Here is a 15,670-nt window from a genome sequence, read left to right on the forward strand (position 1 = left end):
TCGGACCACGATGGCCCGGCACGCGCTGGCCGACGTGGTCCGAGCCCGCGCCCGCTGAAACTCGCTGTCATCGATACAGGGTCGTTACCCGGCCTCGGATCACCGCCCAGTCACGCGGATTCCGCGACTAGGCAAGTTGCGTTCGGAGGGCATCGACCAGCCGGTACCCCTGCTCCGTGCGCCAGCCATCGCCGAAGAGCGGAACGATCTCGTTCTGGCACATGAAGTCCCCGAACTCGTCGCGGTGGTCGTGCAGCCACCGCACGCATTGCGGGTAGGTCACATGGATCGGGCCCTCGAAGGCGCTGTTCCCGATGTTGTAGACCAGGCACTCGACGAAGTACGAGGGCGCCTCGGCCCGATCAAAGCGTTCGAGGTTCCGGAGGGCGTTCTTGAAGACCCTGACGACCGGCTTGAACCCGCGATCGACCGTGGCGTCCTTGCGCCGGCCGTTCTGCAGATGCTGCTTGGGATAGTTGATGATCGGGTGACCGGCGCGGTCGCGGAAGAAGATGCCCTCCTCATAGATCTCCACGTCTCGTGCCGGGAAAGCCTCGTAGTCCCGGTATTCGATCGCCGGGACGATGTCGGCCGGCAATCGCATCGGCGAGTCGAAATGCCGGATGTCCATGCACTTGTTGCCCACGTGGACGAAGAAGGACTCCCTCAAGCGGTCGAGGACGTCGGCCCGGAACTGCGGCCACCGGTAGGTGGCGTCGCCGTACTTCTCCCAGAAGCGTTCCTCCTCGGCACGGTCGAGCGTGGTGATCTCCTCCTCGAACGGGAGCTGCATCTGCACCACCAGATCGACGTCGCCCGTCGGGTCGACGTTCGTCTCGTTGGCATACGAGCCCTGGGCGTAGATCTCGTAGTCGCACTTGCCCCGGAACTGCGAAGCGCCGTCGAGCGCCTCGACCAGGACGGTCCGGGTCCACTCCAGGAAGAACGACGACGGCCGTCGCGACCAATCCTCGATCTGCTCACGGGACAGGGCCATGCCTCACCTCCGCGTGAAGGACATCGTGCCGTACGTCTGCCGGTGCCGGTCGTTCTGGTAGTCGCCGGTCAGTGTGGTGCCGTCCTCGGAGAGCAGGAGCCGGGAAACGCCCTCGTGGATGGTCATCGCGATCACCCCCACCCCACCCGCCTCCGGCTCCCGGGGCTCGTTGTGCGGCCGGTTCGTGTAGAGGTACTGCAGGCCCCGCTCGCTGCCCGGCTCGCCACACAGCATCGCCATGCGCGAGAACGATCCGGACTGGCCCCGCCCCATCTCGACCAGGATGCGCGACGACGTCTGCCGGATCGTGAGGCTCGCCTCGACCTCCGTGCCGCCGTTGTAGCTGCTGTGCAGGTGCCCATCCCAGATGCCGCGGTAGTCGGCGATGCCGCTGAGCGTTCGCGGGCCGATCGGCAGCCGCCACAGCAGCCGGTCGTAGAGCTGCCACAGGATGCCGTAGAAGCCCACGACGGCGGGCGTGTCCAGCCACCATGGAGGCTCGACGTCGAGCGCATCGAGGGCGCGGCCCAGGCCCCAGGCCAGCAGGATCGAGCCGGCGGCCAGGGCGAGGAGCACGATCCGGGTACGGCCTGAGTCATGCGAGTACGGGTGCACCGCCACCATCCAGTCTCAGTCGGGGAGGTACAGCTTGACGTACCGCTGGGGGCGGGATCCACCCTCGACCCAGCGGGACAGCCGGCCCTCTGTCCCGCCGAGGATGATCAGCAGCGCGGGCCCGCCGTCCGCAACGATCTTCCGCATCGCCGTCTCGTCGTCCGCGCTGGGCCGTGCCGCATCGTCGGGATGGGTGTGCCAGGTTCCGATGTAGGCGACCATGCCACGGGTGGCGCGGCGGCGTTCGGCGGCCAGTCGCCGTGCTACCGCCGGTTCGAGTTCCAGACGTCTGTCCTCGGCGACGCTGCCGGGCGGCAGGCCACCGGCCTCGGTCACCCACACGACCCGGCTTGCCCGGTCGATCTGGCCCAGCAGCAGGCCGCCGGTCTCCACGTGCGGGCCACGCCGACCGGCCATCAACGCCGCCTCCCGGCGCATCGTCGCCCAGACGGCAGGCTCCACGCGCACCTGGTACGGCGCGGTCGTGCCCGAGTTCCGGCGCGGGCGCACGTCGTCGTCGGCCCACTGCCGCAGCCGTGGTCCCCCTGGCGCCGGCGTCATCGAGGATGTCCGCACGACGCTCGCCCACCGCTGGGGGAAGGCCGTACCCCGGCCCGCCTCGCCGGCCGACGTCAGAACCGACAGGCCGTCGTTCAGCATCTGGCCGGCGAACGTCGACATGTCGGCCGCCGACCCCACGTAGGTCGGATCGGAGCATCCCGGCTCGGGCTGGAACAGCGCCGTCCGGGGATGGGCCGGGAAGAGATCGTCCAGAACGTCGTGCAGGTCCTCGTCGGTGCTCGCGGTGATCGCCAGGCGGCGCAGGATGTCGACGCCGGAGCCGCTGGCGTCCGGTAGCGCCAGCGTGGCGACCCCGTACTCGCAGTCGTGCCCGACCATCATCGACAGCAGCGGCGGCGGGGGCTCGGCCGATGTCCACCGGGCCCGTTCGAGGGCGGCCGCGACCGCCCGGTTCGCGGTGGCATCGATGATCAGGTCGACGGCCGGGGGTGATCCGCCCGGGAGGAACATCTCCAGCGCGTCCCCCGGCATCGGCTCGACCTTGCAGTCGGCCGAGATCTCGATCATGCGTACGGCGGAGGCCATCGCCTTGTTCCGGCCGATGTCGTACTGCGCGTACGGCTGGCGGACCAGGATGCCCGGGCTAACGTCCTTGTCGTCCACGAGGATGATGTGACTCGCGCCGCCGCGGACGCAGAACTCGGCGGCCGGCGCGCCGAGAGCCCCGCAGCCCAGCACCAGGACCCGCTTGCCGGCCAACCATCGGGCCGGCCGCATCGAGTCGCGGCGCCGGGTGATCCGCGGCCGTTGATCGTGGACGTTGACCCAGGCCACCCTCACGAACGCGTTGCCCAGCACGGGAAGCAGGGAGAAGTCGCCGAGCCGCCAGACGGCGATGTGCCCGATGCGGGAGTCGATCGCGTAGCGGCTCGGTGCCGGACTCCCGAGGATCAGCAGATCGGGCGGGCGGCCTCCGGCGTCCTCCCACCCCTTGGCCGCGATCTCTCTGATCTGCAGGCGCAGCGCGTCGAACAGCTGCGTCGGCAGGCGTTGGCGTTTGAGCGTCAGCTGCAGTTCGAGGGCGTTGCGCGGGTACGTGAAGCCGACCGGCGTCGGCAGCGCGACCACCGGGGCGAGGAAGAACGGATGGCGCAGCGGCCGCAACTGATCCGGGCGCGCCCAGCCCCGGACCTCGTACACGTGTGTCGATGTGGCCTCGACCACCGCCAGCGCGAACCAGAGATCCTTCCGGTCCTCAAGCTCGGCCGGTAGATCCGGCCGGACCACCAGGTGGTCGGCGGTGCGCAGCTGAGTGAGCGGAGCGTGGAAGGGGATCTCGACGTCGGTCAGGGTGCCGTGCGCAACGGCCCGGAACCAGGTCAGCAGCTGGCTCACGAAGCCACGCATGCCGCGGGTCGGATCCCAGTCGTTGGCCGCGAGGTAGAGGCAGATGCCGTGCACCCACAACACGTGCGGCTGATGGGCGAACCTGTCGTGCTCGACCTCGACGTCCGGATGGACGAACGGATACCGTGCCGGCACGAAGACGGTCACCGGCTCCCAACTCTGCAGGGTCACCGCGGCACCGGGCGCCGACTCGCCGCGGCAGTCGATCTCGAGGTCGATGGGGAGCCGATTCGCCTTGTCCAGGTCGTGTTCGCGGACCACCTTGATGCGGCCCTCGGTGATCCGTTCGATGGTACGCAGCTCCCGGACGGCCGCCTGCTGGCCCGGGCTCGGCGCCACATCGGTCACGGCGTTCCGAACGTCGCCGTGCTCGACGGCCCGTCCAGGCTCCCGCCGACGACGTCCAGCGACGCCGTGACCGCCCCGACGCGCCGGCCCCCACCACCGCCGCCGCCGCCTCCGCCGCCGGTTCCGCCGCCGGTTCCCCTTTCGGTCCCGGCGTCTGCGTCCTCGACGTGCTCCGGCCCCGGCTCTGTCCTCGCGACCCCGACGCGTTCCGGATGGCGGCCGGGTGTCTCGAGCAGGTCGCCGATGGTCATGTCCGTCGAGACTGCGGTGATCTCCGCGAACCGAGCCTGCACCTGCCGCATCACCTCGGGGGCACCGCCGGGGGTCAGCTCGGTCTCGACCCGGACGCAGCGGCAGAGCATGGTGTTCTCGGTGGTCGTGCAGATCGCGATGCCGGTGAACCGCAGCGTCTCCCCGATCAGCGCACCCGGCTCCCGCCCCCGGGACACCACCCGCTCGACCACGATGGCGACGAGCGCGCCGAGCGCCGGTTCGATGCCGACGATGCGCAGCACGACCTCGGTCTCCTCCGACTCCGGGGCGACCGTCCGCCAGACCTCGTCGAGAGCCGCGGCCAGCGCATCGAGCACCTCGCACTGCTCGGGTCCCATGGTCTCCCGGAGGATCCCCTCGTCCTCGGCGTCCAGCACCTCGGAGAAGGACTCCTGCACTGCGGCGCGCCACGTCGCGTCGAAGCGGTCGGGGGACTCCACCGTCTCCCGCGGCGCGGCGATCACCCGCGGTTCCAGGTAGGACGCTGACTTGTCCCGGACGTTCTCCCGCAGCGACTCGACGCGCGGCCGCTCCCCGTCGGGTCGCGTCACCATCAGCGTGACCCGGCTGCGGTGCGCGGTGTGCTCGGCGTCCCGGTGGTGCCGGTTGCATCGGGCGCACGTCGCGCCGGCGACACGCACGACGACGGCCTCACGCTCCTCCACGCGTACGGTGGTCCGCGTTCCGCACTCTCGGCAGACATGCCCGCCGCCGGAGGGTCGTCCGGGGCCGCCGCCGGGATCCGGTCCGGGTGCGGGACCGCGCGCGGAGCCAACGCCCGGTTCCGGCCGACGGCGGACACCGTTGTCCTCGGCGGACGGACCAGGGCCGCCATCCTCTTTCAGCGGACGCCCGCCAGCCGTCGGTGGGAGCGAATTGCGCCGCGTCGGCTTCTCGTGGACGCGCCCGCCACTCGCAGGAGGCCGCCGCCGCGCCTCCTCGGACCCGAGGCGATAGGTCACCGTCATCACATCATTCTGCCGGGATGCCGGGCCGTGGAAAGCCTTCGATCAGGCCCGCAGATGCGACCGTACGGCCGTCGCAGTCCTGGTACGTCCCGATTAGAATCTCCGGTCGGGTGATGATCCACGGCATCAGCTCGTACGCATGCTCGGCGTTTCGTGACCTGACCGTCCACGACCTGTGCATGCCGGGTCCCATCAGGACGGTGTGCTGAAACCCCTCAGCCGCAGGATGAGGTGGGCCGCCGAGGCCCACAGCGCGCGCCACACCGAGGAATCCGGCCGGCTCCCGCTATTCGCCGGCGCCCCCGGCGAATCGGGCGGCCCCTTCGGCGGCGACACCGCAGTTCCGCGATTGGCGTCGGCGAGGGCACCGGACCATCTCCGGGCGGCCTCGACGACATGTTGCTGGCCGAGTACGTCGTGGTGGGCGCCGGGGACGTCGATGACGGTCAGCCGGGAGGCCTTGCGCCGCCACGCCGGCAGGACGTGGTGTCCGGGCAGGCGACGACGCGCGCGGAAATAGGTGACCGGCCCCGGGTACGGGCCCGGCGCGTGGTCGTTGGCCACCGTGGTGGTCTGCACGAACATCTGCCGGTCGGCCGGAGCGGAGGACGGGCGGAGGCGCTCGGTGACCATGTCGCGCAGCGTGACGTTCCGCATGGAGGGAAACAACAGCGAGAGCCGGTCGACCAGCTCATGCACCACGCGCTCCGGATGGGTGAGCATGGCGGCAGGCGGGAGCACGTCGACCAGGCCGAGGAAGTCGACAGTCCGCCCGGCTGCGGTGAGCTGCCGGGCGGTCTCGTAGGCGACCAGCCCGCCGAAGGAGTGCCCGGCCACCCGTACCGGGCCGGCCGGTGCCATCCGCGCGATCTCGGCCACGTGGTCGGCGGCCAGCTCACCGATCAGCCGCCGGGTCCCGTCGGCCGCATGCAATTCGGTACGCAGCCCGTACAGCGGTCCGGTGCCCGTGAGCAGCTGGGCCAGCGGCCAGTAGACGTCGATGTCGCCCCAGGCGTCGTGCACGAAGAACAGCGGCGGCAGCGCCCGGTCGCCGGCTGCCAGCCGGACGACGTGCGGGGCGTCGCCGGCCCGCGGCGCGGCGGTGGCCGCGGCGATCAGCCCGGGCAGAGTGGGATCGGCCATGAACGCCTCGAGGCCGACGTCGCGGCCCAGCACCTGGCGGACCCGGCGGACCAGCATCATCGCCTGCCGCGAGGTGCCGCCCAGGTCGGTGAAGGTGTGCTCGTCGTCGGCGCTCGGACCCAGCGTCTCCCGCCACAGCCGGCCGGCCGTGGCCGCGAGGCCGCCGACCGCGGCACCGTCGGCGGCCGTGTGGTCCGCGGCCCGCTCGGCGGCGGCCAGCGCACGGGCGATCCCGTCAACCGACTCCGGGTTCCGCAGCGCCGTCAGGTTGGCCACCGGCTCTCCGTCGAGCACGTGGCGGGCGGCCCGCTCGGACCTCTTGCCGTTGTGGGTGAGCGGCAGGGCGGCCACCGGCAGGATCAGCGAGGGCACATGCGCGGGCGAGGCCTGCCGGCGCAGGCCGGCGCGGATGGACCGGGCCAGCCCGGCCACCGACTGTACGCCGTCCTCGAGCACCACCAGCAGCACCAGCCGGGTGCCGCCGGGCACGGTGGGGTGCCGCTGCTCCACGGCCATCGCGTCGCGGATGCCCGGGATCTGCCGCAGCACGGCGTAGATCTCGGTGGGGCCGATCCGCACGCCGTCGACGTTGAGCACCCCGTCGGAGCGGCCGTGCAGCCGGGAGGATCCGTCGCGGTCGAACTCGATCACGTCGCCGTGGGTCCACATGCCGGGGGTGGCCGCGAAGTAGGCCGCGTGCCGCCGGGCGCCGTCCGGATCGCGCAGGAATGCGACCGGGCGGGAGGGGAAGGGGTTGCGGCAGACGAGTTCGCCGACCTCGCCGACCACCTCGCGCCCCTGCGCGTCGACGGCGGCGACGTCCATGCCCAGTCCGCGGGCCTGGATGCGGCCCCGTCGCACCGGCAGCTCCGGGTGGCCCAGCACGAAGGCTCCGATGATGTCGGTACCGCCGCTGATCGACTGGAGCGGCAGATCGCCCACGGCGTCGGCGGCCCAGTCGAACTGCCAGTCGTGCAGCACGGCGCCGGAGGAGAGCACGGCGCGCAGCGCGCTCAGGTCGACCGCGTCCCGGGGCCGGTAGCCGGCGTCCTGGCACAGCTGCAGGTAGGCGGGGCTGGTGCCCAGTACGGTCACGCCCTGCTCGGCGACCAGCTCCCAGAGGGTCTCCGGGCCGGTCGGCGCCCGGTCCGAGAGCACGATCCGGCAGCCCGCGCCCAGCGCGGACAGCTGCCGGTTCCACACCATCCACGCGGTGGTGGAGTGGTGCAGGTAGACGTCCCCGGGCGCCAGGTCCAGGTGCAGCCGGTGCTCCTTCAGGTGCTCCAGGAGCGTGCCGCCGATGCCGTGCACCATCGCCTTGGGCTCCCCGGTGGCGCCGGAGGTGAACATCACGAACAGCGGCGAGTCGAACGGCAGGCGGGGCCACTCGGCCGGTGTGCCGTCGGTCTCCTCAGCGGTGGTGTCCCACCGGCGCACCGGTAGCCCGCCGGTGGCCGGCAGCGGCTGGTCGTCGAGCACGAGCACCGTGCGTACAGTGGGCAGGCCGTCCAGCAGGACGGCCAGGGTGTCGCCGGGGGCACCGGCCCAGTCGCCGGAGTCAGCGCGGTCGACGACCAGCACGACCGGCTCGGCCTGCTCCAACCGGCCCCGCAGCGCGATGGGGCCCATGTCGGGCATAGCGGTCGAGACCGCGCCGCCCAGCGCGGCGGTGGCCAACACGGCGACCACGGTGGCGGCGGTGTTGGGCGCGATGACAACGACCCGGTCGCCGGTGGTGACCCCGGCCGCGGCCAGCGCGGTGGCGGCGGCGGTGACCCGGCGGCGCAGCCCGGCGCGGGTGAGGTTCTCGGTGCCGCCGTCGTGATGCACCGAGGTCAGCGCGACCGCATCGTCGTCGACCCCGCGCAGCGGGCGGAGCAGGTTCTCGGCGTAGTTCAGCCGCACGTCGGGAAAAAACCGCGCGGTCTCCACGTCGTCGCCGGCGCAGACCGTCTCCGCCGAGCCCTCCCAGGCCAGGTCCGCCCAGCGCAGGAACTCGCCCCAGAAGTCGCGGAAGTGCTCCACGGTCCAGCGATGCAGGTCCTGCGGCGTGGTCAGGTCCCGTTCGGTGAGGGCCGCGCAGCGCGCGCGGAACCGAGCCAGCTGCGGCACCCAGGGCGTGCCCGGGCCGCGCTGCCGGAGCAGTTCGCTCATCTCTCACCTCCGCGCTCGGTGCACCTGCGGGGACGACCGGTCGCCACCGCGCTGGATCTGCTGGTCAGGGGCTGCAGAAGGCCAGGACGATAACGGAACTCCGCGAGAATCGCCGCCCCGCCCCCGGTCGTCGCCGACCGGGGCGACCATCCGGACCAGGTCCCGCGCCCCGCCCTGGAGTACCGTCGCCTTCCCCGTCCCGGGTCGGCGCGGCCGGACGGCCCGCGCACAGCCCCCACCAGGGAGATCGGCCACCGTATCCTGGTACGCCCCGGCGCCTCGCGGTCGGCCGGCCGCGCGCAGATCCATCGAGACAGCCGGTCGGACGCCCGGTGCCGCGTCCGCGTGGTCCGGGGTCCCCCGAGCTTGGAGGTACGTACGATCGTGACCCCGCCACCGTTGCCGCCTGCGCAGGGCGCAGTGAGCGTGCCGGACGGCGACGTCCCGACGCGATCGTCCGGCCCCGAGGGGGCGGCGAGCCGCCGACGCGCGAAGAGCGTCGGCCGCGGGTCCCGGGTTCAGCTCGACGGCATCGCGCTGATGTTCTCCACCGCCGCGACCGCCGCCTCCAGCCTGCTCTTCTGGGTGGTCGCCGCCCGGAGCTACTCCACGAGCTCTGTCGGCCTCGGCTCGGCAGAGATCAACGCCTTCACGATGTTGGCGGCCTTCGCCCAGCTCAACCTGCTGGCCACCTTCCTGCGGTTCCTAGCCGGCTCCGGCAACCGCGCGGTGCGGTTCCTCGCCACCGGCTACGGCGCGATCGTGGTTGCGGCGCTGCTCTTCGGCGGTGGGTACCTGGCCCTGGGCTTCAGCAGCGGGTTCCTCGCGGGTGCCCCGGCCCGGGAGTACGTCGTGTTCCTCCTGGCCGTCCCCGTGTTCGCGGTGTTCGTCGTCCAGGACGGCGTGCTGACCGCGTTCGCCAAGGCCCCTTGGGTGCCGGTGGAGAACCTCTCGGTCGCGGTGGTGCGCCTGGCGCTGCTCGGTTTGCTCGTCCCCGTCCTGATTTCCGGGGAGAGCCAATCCCGTACGGGGATCATCGCCGCCTGGGCCATCCCGACGCTGCTCGCCGTGGCCGTGGTCAACACCGCGGTGTTCCGTCGGCTGGGCCCCGCGCACGTGCGGCGCACGCCGCACGCCTCCTCGCTGCCGCCCCGCCGGGAACTGCTCGCCTACGTCGCCGGGCAGTACCTGAGCAACTCGATGGCGAACGTGATCACCTACGTGCCGCCGCTGCTCGTGCTGCACCTGCTGGGGCCCGAGGCCGCGGCCTACGTCAACGTCCCATGGCTCATCGTGGTGAGCACCCAGACACTGCTGTGGAACATCGGCATGTCGTTCGTGGCAGAGGTGACGCGCAGCCCCGAGCGCCTGCGGGTGCACATCCGCTCCACGCTGCGACTCGGTGGACTGGTCGCGCTGGGCTGGACCGTGGCGCTGCTGGCCGGGGCACCCCTGCTGCTCGGCCTGCAGGGCGCGGACTTCGCCGCGGAGGGGACCGGCCTGCTCCGCCTGCTGGCGTTGAGCTTCCCGTGCACCGCCGTGGTGATCATGTACATGCTCATCGCCTCGCTGGAGCGGCGCGTCCGGCGGCTGGTGGTGGTCAATGCCATCGGGGCCATCGCGCTGCTCGGCGGCGTGGAGTGGCTTGCCGCGGACCGGGGCATCATCGCGGTCGGCTGGGTGTACCTGATCGTGCAGGCCGGGTTGGCGCTGGCGCTGCTGCCGGTCGTGGTGGCCCGGCTGCGCCGGGGCGACATCCGGCTGCCCGAGTACACCCGGATCCCGGCGAACGCGGCGGCCGAAGACGAACTGCTCGCGCGAAGTGCCGAGGTGATCGCACCCGGCGCCGGGCCGACTGAGCGTCCCTCGGAGCGGTGAGCCGACGGCGGCGGGCCGGCGCATTCTCCGACGCCGTTTCCCCGACCATCACCACGACACCGAGAAGATCACGGTACGACTGTCCGATGGTGACGGTGGCCACGCGCTCGGCGTGCCGGCGTGGAGTTCAGCGAGGCAGCCGTACCCCGAATCCGCGCCGGGCGAGCTTCAGCAACACCGGTCCGGGAGCGACCAGATCACGTACCCGGTCGGCGCAGAGCCGTTCCAGGTCCGCCAGCACCGCGTCGTACGAGCTCGCGCGCCGCGCCTGATCCAGCACCCTGGTGTTGTGCCAGACCTTCGCGCGCGCCTCGGCGAGGAACTTGCGGCTGGCGGCGCGGTTGGCGGGCCGCAGCAGGCGATCGAGCAGACCGACCCTGGACACGGCGCCGAGCTCGCGGGCCTCGGCGCTGACCCTGGCCTGCAACACGACATCGACGTGCCGGTGGTCGGCGTCACGGCTGCGCAGTATCGCCGCGTCGTCGAAGTCGTCGGGACTGATCACCGCGATCAGCGCCTGCGGCAGGTCGAAGTTGATGTGCGCGTTCAGGCCGAGCAGGACGTGCTGCAGAGGTGGCATCTCCGGCCGGTCGCGAGCCGCCGCGAACGTGACCTGCCAGGGTCGGCTCACCGGGCGGCCGGCGCGGTCGGCGTCGAGCGCGTCCAGGTACAGCGTGGCGAATGCCAGATCCCAGCGCCGCACCCAGTCACCGTCGGCGAAGCCGCCACGCTCGATTTCCGCCGCGACCGCCTCTGTCGTACGCAGATAGACCGAGTGGAAGTACCGCTGCGCCCCGCCGAGGGTGGCGAGTTCGGCGCGCATCCGATCCAGCAGCGCGGGGATCGACCCTTCGGTCATCGCGTGCGCTCCATCCACGCGTACACAAGAATCACAGAGACGGTGAGGCCGCCGAACCCGGCAGCAAACATCCAGGTCAGGGCGTTGGATGGGTCGAATTCGGCGTGGGCGCGGAGGCCCGCGACGACCATCAGGGTCAGCATGATCGCGGCCACCTGGAACGGCAACCGCGCGCTGCTCCACCGGCGGTCGAGCAACGCCCCGATCCCGGCGAGGCCGAGGCAGAGGATCGCGCCCAGGACACGCGCGGTCAGCGGCGTGAGGGGCCAGGGCCAGTTCCGCATCGCGACGGCCGGCATGAGAAAGAGGAACAGCCCGGTGCCGAGCGCGAGCGTGCCCACGGCAGCGGTCACTGTCGCGACGACTGCGGGCAGCACCCGATCGCCGGTGGCGATCGGGCGGCCGGTCCGGCTGTTGCGCAGGTAGACCCAGACGATCAGGAACGGCGTGGTGAAGTAGAGAAGCGCCCACAGCCAGAACGCGACGTGCATGTGCCGGAACCGGTCCCAGTGGAGGATCGTGGCAACGCCCAGGAGGAACGCGAACGCGGCGACCGGCGGGAAGCCGCCCTTGACCGTGTGCCAGGCCGACGCCCGCGCGGCGCGGATGAAGAAGTAGGCCCCGCCGAGGTAGGCCGCGCCGAGCACCATCGCCGTCATGCTCGGCGCGATGTTCCACGCGAAGAGCCGGCCGGCATGCGTCGGCACCGGGTAGAGCACGGCGAACGCCACGATCAGGACCGGCGCGATCGTGTACGAGACGCCGCGCGTGAGCCGCTGGATGTGGTCGTCACGATCCACGACACGCATGGCGACTCCTGAGCCCGGATCCCGTTCGAGGGCATTCGCAGCGCAGATTACGCGAAGTGGCAACGGTAGACGCGCACGTCGGCGCAACGACAAACCACCGGCGACCTGCGCCAGGCGTAGCGTGAGCTCCGGCTCGGTGGAATAACCGCAGGTCCCGGCCCGGCTACGGGGTGGCCGGGATCCGCGGACCAGGCTCAGGCGAAATCTGTTATCCCCCGCACCGGGGACGGTTGCTCGTGGGCAACGACCGGGTTGTGGTTGCCGGCGCTTGCGGTCGTCAACTGGCCGCGATGCCCTCCATTCCGTGGCCGTTGGCGAACAGAGGCAGTCCGGTGACCGCGGTGACTTGCTGAAGGGTGCCGTCCCGAGCGGCCCGGTATCCGTCGAGGCGCCCGGCGACCGGGTTCTGTACGTACAGATAGCTGCCGCTGGCCGCCATGTCGATGGGGGCACCGCCCGGCTGGGCCACGACGCCACCGTCATGACCGGACAGGGCGACATCACCGTTGGGCGCCAGGTCGAACGCCGAGATCGTGCCGCTGCCGGCATTGGCACCGTAGAGCCGGCCGCCCAGCGGCTGAATCCAGCACAATGCGGCCTGACCGTCAGCCACCGAGCTGAGCGGGGTCAGTGTGCCGTCGGCGTTGAGTTTGTAGTGGGTCACCGACGACGTCCCCACCTCGGTCACCGCGATGCCCTGGCGGGTGAAGGCGAACGAGAACGGCACCGGATTGGCGGTGCTCGTGACGACCGGCTCGCCCCGCGGACAGCCGTCCCGATCGAGCAGAAACACGTTGATGGTGTTGTGGTTCTTGGTGGTGACCACCAGATGCCGCGCGTCCGGGCTGATGCCCACCTGGGCCGGGGCACTGATGAACACCGGCGGACTCACGTTCCCCAGCTGCAACGACCGGCGTGACTGCGGCATCGGCACGAGACCGTCCGGGACGATCCGGAAGCCGTGCACCGTCCCGTCACCACCCGCGTTGAGAACGTAGAGCAGGTCGCCCTGCACGGCGACGCTCACCGGGAACGTGCCGCCGGAATCCATGACCTGCCGGCGGGTGAGACGGGCACCGTCGACGTCGAACACGGTCAGCGAGTCGCTGCCCGCGTTGACGGCGTACAGCCTGCCGTGTCCCGGGTCGTAGACCAGGGAGCCCTGGGATGCCAAGGCATCCACGGGAGCCTGTACAGCGGCGCCGCCGTTCCCGCCGGTGGGGTACCGGCCCGCCTCGCTCAGGCGGCCGTCACCGGACCGTTCGTACGCCAGCACACTGTTACCCGTGGGGTCATTCAGCTGGACGAACACGGCATGGCGGCTGGAGCCGCTGGGCTCGGAGCCGGCCGCGGCGGGCATGGCGGTGACGGTCTCGCCCGCGTCGGCGGCAGGACCGGTGGCGGAAAACCTCTGGCTTGTCATGGCTCGTCCTTTCCTTGTCGAGGTGCTCCCTCCTCGAAGCCTGCCGCCGGCACGACTGCGACCGCAGGAGGTCAGGCAAGTTGATCACCACGGATAAGGGCCGGCTGCGGCCCGCGTGACGGGTGCCGGGCCGAGGTCGCCCTCGCGGGTGTGGGCTACCGTGCTCAGGACTCGCAATGCCGGATCGACATCGAGTTGCGGCGTCAGCGTGGTACCCCGACGCCATCCGGCGGCGGATCACAAGCGCAGGTTGAAGCCCTGCCAGGGCAGGTCACCGAACCGCAACAGCGCAGCGTCAGGTGCGGGGGGCGTACATGATGATGGCGACGCCCGCCAGGCAGATGAGGGCGCCGGCAATGTCGTAGCGGTCGGGGCGGAACTTGTCGACGATGAGCGCCCAGCCGAGGGAACCGGCCACGAAGACGCCGCCGTAGGCGGCCAGGATCCGGCCGAAGTGTGGGTCGGGTTGGAATGCGGCGACGAAGCCGTACGCGCCGAGGGCGACGACTCCGGCGGCGGCGAGCCAGGCGGTGCGGTGTTCGCGAACGGATTGCCAGATCAGCCAGGCGCCGCCGATCTCGGCCAGGGCGGCGACGGCAAAGAGCAGCAGCGAGCGGATGATCGTCACAGTGGCCACCTTGCCACCATCCGCGTCGCCGCCATCGGCGAGTGGCTCCGCTGACGGACAAGACACTCCTTGGGTGGCCGCCAGCCCGGGCGATCACCGCACAGGGTCCTGGACCCGACCTCTGCAAACCCTACGTAAGATCATCGGATGGTGGAGAGCGAACGCCGGGTCCTCCTCTGGAGCACGTCAGTGCTCACGATCGCTGCCTCGCTGAAGCGGGACGGCGGGCTCGTCTTCGAGGGCCAGGACCTCAACCCCGACAACCCGTGGGGTGGCCGCGAATACGAGTACGCCGTCACGGTTCAGCCCGCCGACCTGCCGCGGCTCGTGGCCGCACTGGGTGGCACCGAGGGCGACGACGTACTGGCGCTCCTGGAGGCCAACGCGGAGCGGGTCGTCATGACCGGTGAGAACAATTGGCTGCGCGGCGTGGGTATCGAGCCCGGCTTCTGGTCCCGGGTCGGCGACTGAGCGCACCCGTCCCGTGCGGTGGCGAGCGACGTCGGCCGGGCCGGTCAGCGGAACGCCGGCCGGTGCCCGCTCGGCACGATCGGGCGGGTCACCCCCGATGGGCGAGGAGACCCGCAATGCGGGTGCTGATCTGGCAATGTGACGAGGTGGGGCACTGGCTGACGGGTGGCTCACCCCAGCGCGGAAGGCAGAACATGCTCCAGGTGTCATTGATTTCCGAGCCCGGCCTGGCCTACGGAGTTGACCTCGCCAAGGCGCTCGGGAAAGCGACAGGGCTGCTGGTGTGTTCGGTGCCTGATCTCATCCGTGCGGAGTGCGAGGAGCAGACAGCCCGGGGCCAACAGATCACCGAGGCGTTCGCGACACCCGACGGCCCGTACCCCTACGAGCTCATCGAGGACCTGCTCCAAAACAGCATCAGCTCGCTAGCGCGGCTCGGAGTGGGCTGGGTGTTGTTCAACTTTCCGATGCGACTGCGCCAGGCTGAGTACCTCGACACGCCGATCTACCGGCCCGACATCGTGATGGAGGTCGTTCACCCCACACCGGACGACGGGCCGGATGCTGCGCGAACGGACCTCCCCGACCCGTTGCAGCAGGCGCTCGCCCAGCATCACGCGCTCATGGCGCCGGTCCGCACTTTTTACCGCGACCGAGGAATCTTCCACACCTTCGAAGAGCGCGGGGACCTCGCCGACCTCACGGCTCGGCTATCCGCGATCGTGATGCGGTAGGCGAACGTCGGGGATCGCGCCACGAGACGGGGCTGACCACAGGATCGGCGATAGATCACCGTCCCGGCAGTGGAGCTGGGCAACAGTGCGGCGAGCATCTCCCCGGCGATGCAGGCGGTGCGCACGCGGGCGCTTCGCCCGGACAACGTGCGGCTCGCGGTTCGCATTCTCCGGACGGATATCCACTATCGACTATCAGGGTCGAGCGTCGTCGTGGCGATGGCAGAGCGACCACGCCGCCGAGTCGGTCGCCGGGCACCCCCGGTTCACGGCGGCAAGGGACCCTTGCGGTGCCGCGCCGAGGTGCTGGCCGGCCACGCCGACACCCCCGGCCGCGGTCCGATCCGACAAAAGGTTGCCCCCGTCGAACGGGATCCGCCTCTGGCCACATCGGCGCGGCCGTGTGCTGCTGAAGGGCACGCCGCCGAACGTAGGCCGAAC

Annotated in this window: 12 protein-coding genes; 3 read left to right on the forward strand and 9 right to left on the reverse strand. The window is 71.1% G+C overall.

What is annotated here, in order from left to right; genetic code table 11:
* Positions 1–127: 127 nt before the first annotated feature.
* The 5 genes from ACMCNN_RS19175 to ACMCNN_RS19195 form a co-directional block, all read right to left on the reverse strand.
* Positions 128–997, reverse strand: a complete 870-nt coding sequence (locus ACMCNN_RS19175; protein ID WP_412741890.1) for a hypothetical protein — start codon at positions 995–997, stop codon at positions 128–130.
* A 3-nt stretch (positions 998–1,000) separates the two neighbouring features.
* Positions 1,001–1,621: a hypothetical protein gene (locus ACMCNN_RS19180; protein ID WP_412741891.1), complete on the reverse strand. Its 621-nt coding sequence runs from the start codon at positions 1,619–1,621 to the stop codon at positions 1,001–1,003.
* A 6-nt stretch (positions 1,622–1,627) separates the two neighbouring features.
* Positions 1,628–3,889 (reverse strand): ThiF family adenylyltransferase, encoded by a 2,262-nt coding sequence (locus ACMCNN_RS19185; RefSeq protein WP_412741892.1) that lies wholly within the window; start codon positions 3,887–3,889, stop codon positions 1,628–1,630.
* Positions 3,886–4,827, reverse strand: coding sequence for a hypothetical protein (locus ACMCNN_RS19190; RefSeq protein WP_412741893.1), 942 nt, complete (start codon positions 4,825–4,827; stop codon positions 3,886–3,888). The genes ACMCNN_RS19185 and ACMCNN_RS19190 overlap by 4 nt, the downstream gene beginning before the upstream one ends.
* A gap of 495 nt (positions 4,828–5,322) precedes the next feature.
* Positions 5,323–8,427 (reverse strand): acetoacetate--CoA ligase, encoded by a 3,105-nt coding sequence (locus ACMCNN_RS19195; protein ID WP_412741894.1) that lies wholly within the window; start codon positions 8,425–8,427, stop codon positions 5,323–5,325.
* Between the two features lie 420 nt (positions 8,428–8,847).
* On the opposite strand from ACMCNN_RS19195, the gene ACMCNN_RS19200 reads away from it, so the two are divergent.
* Positions 8,848–10,305 carry a hypothetical protein gene (locus ACMCNN_RS19200; protein WP_412741895.1) on the forward strand — a complete coding sequence of 486 codons (1,458 nt, stop codon included), beginning with the start codon at positions 8,848–8,850 and terminating at the stop codon, positions 10,303–10,305.
* Between the two features lie 127 nt (positions 10,306–10,432).
* Here the strand turns inward: ACMCNN_RS19200 and ACMCNN_RS19205 are convergent, their stop codons facing one another.
* The 4 genes from ACMCNN_RS19205 to ACMCNN_RS19220 all read right to left on the reverse strand — a co-directional run bounded on the left by ACMCNN_RS19205 (position 10,433) and on the right by ACMCNN_RS19220 (position 14,024).
* Complete coding sequence (locus ACMCNN_RS19205) at positions 10,433–11,164, reverse strand: DUF5995 family protein (protein WP_412741896.1); 732 nt, start codon at positions 11,162–11,164, stop codon at positions 10,433–10,435.
* Positions 11,161–11,973, reverse strand: a complete 813-nt coding sequence (locus ACMCNN_RS19210) for a hypothetical protein (protein ID WP_412741897.1) — start codon at positions 11,971–11,973, stop codon at positions 11,161–11,163. Before ACMCNN_RS19210 ends, ACMCNN_RS19205 begins: the two co-directional genes overlap by 4 nt.
* Positions 11,974–12,250: 277 nt before the next feature.
* Positions 12,251–13,396 carry a lactonase family protein gene (locus tag ACMCNN_RS19215; protein WP_412741898.1) on the reverse strand — a complete coding sequence of 382 codons (1,146 nt, stop codon included), beginning with the start codon at positions 13,394–13,396 and terminating at the stop codon, positions 12,251–12,253.
* A gap of 295 nt (positions 13,397–13,691) precedes the next feature.
* On the reverse strand, positions 13,692–14,024 hold the full coding sequence (locus ACMCNN_RS19220) for a YnfA family protein (RefSeq protein ID WP_412741899.1): 333 nt from the start codon (positions 14,022–14,024) through the stop codon (positions 13,692–13,694).
* A gap of 147 nt (positions 14,025–14,171) precedes the next feature.
* Here ACMCNN_RS19220 and ACMCNN_RS19225 point away from each other — a divergent pair, with 147 nt between their 5' ends.
* Positions 14,172–14,495, forward strand: coding sequence for a hypothetical protein (locus tag ACMCNN_RS19225; protein WP_412741900.1), 324 nt, complete (start codon positions 14,172–14,174; stop codon positions 14,493–14,495).
* A gap of 116 nt (positions 14,496–14,611) precedes the next feature.
* Positions 14,612–15,229, forward strand: a complete 618-nt coding sequence (locus ACMCNN_RS19230; protein WP_412741901.1) for a nucleoside monophosphate kinase — start codon at positions 14,612–14,614, stop codon at positions 15,227–15,229.
* Positions 15,230–15,670 lie beyond the last annotated feature (441 nt).

It is taken from the genome of Krasilnikovia sp. MM14-A1004, from assembly GCF_047159485.1.
GTDB lineage: Bacteria > Actinomycetota > Actinomycetes > Mycobacteriales > Micromonosporaceae > Actinoplanes.

Bases quoted from the DNA above. Each gene is read 5' to 3' on its own strand.
- ACMCNN_RS19195 (WP_412741894.1), bottom strand. From the start codon at position 8,427: ATGAGCGAACTGCTCCGGCAGCGCGGCCCGGGCACGCCCTGGGTGCCG.
- ACMCNN_RS19215 (WP_412741898.1), bottom strand. From the start codon at position 13,396: ATGACAAGCCAGAGGTTTTCCGCCACCGGTCCTGCCGCCGACGCGGGC.
- ACMCNN_RS19225 (WP_412741900.1), top strand. From the start codon at position 14,172: ATGGTGGAGAGCGAACGCCGGGTCCTCCTCTGGAGCACGTCAGTGCTC.
- ACMCNN_RS19210 (WP_412741897.1), bottom strand. From the start codon at position 11,973: ATGCGTGTCGTGGATCGTGACGACCACATCCAGCGGCTCACGCGCGGC.
- ACMCNN_RS19175 (WP_412741890.1), bottom strand. From the start codon at position 997: ATGGCCCTGTCCCGTGAGCAGATCGAGGATTGGTCGCGACGGCCGTCG.
- ACMCNN_RS19230 (WP_412741901.1), top strand. From the start codon at position 14,612: ATGCGGGTGCTGATCTGGCAATGTGACGAGGTGGGGCACTGGCTGACG.
- ACMCNN_RS19205 (WP_412741896.1), bottom strand. From the start codon at position 11,164: ATGACCGAAGGGTCGATCCCCGCGCTGCTGGATCGGATGCGCGCCGAA.
- ACMCNN_RS19180 (WP_412741891.1), bottom strand. From the start codon at position 1,621: ATGGTGGCGGTGCACCCGTACTCGCATGACTCAGGCCGTACCCGGATC.